1 pseudogene is annotated in these 512 nt (G+C 78.7%); it reads right to left on the reverse strand.

Annotated features, from left to right (window positions below):
• Window positions 1-512 (reverse strand): annotated as a pseudogene (locus O3Q52_RS54055) (hypothetical protein); the annotation flags it as partial.

Genomic DNA, 512 nt, shown 5'->3' on the forward strand with positions numbered 1-512 from the left:
GGCGCGGCTTGGCCTCGGTCTCCTCGGCCACCTGGGCCGGGATGGCGGCTTCGACGGCCTCGACGGCCGCGGCGACCTCGTCGGACGCGGCGGCCTTACGAGTACGGCGGCGCGGCTTGGCCTCCGCGGCCTCGGCGGTGTCCAGGGCGGCCTCCGCGGCTGCCGTGGTCGCCGCCTTGCGCGTGCGGCGCGGCTTGGCCTCGACGGCCTCCACCGGCTCGACAGCGGCGTCCGCCACGACCTCGGGGGCCTGGGCGGCCTTCCGTGTACGGCGGCGCGGCTTCGTCTCGGCGACCTCCGCCGCCTCGACGACCGTGCCCTCGGCGGTGTCCACCGCGACCCCGGCGGCCTTGCGCGTACGCCGACGCGGCTTGGCCTCCGCGACGGGCGCCTCGTCCACCGGAGCGGTCTCCGCGACCGTGGCGGCCGTGACGGCCTTGCGGGTGCGGCGGCGCGGCTTGGCCTCGGTCTCCTCGGCCACCTGGGCCGGGATGGCGGCTTCGACGGCCTCG

This window comes from Streptomyces sp. ActVer (assembly GCF_027270795.1).
GTDB lineage: Bacteria > Actinomycetota > Actinomycetes > Streptomycetales > Streptomycetaceae > Streptomyces > Streptomyces umbrinus_A.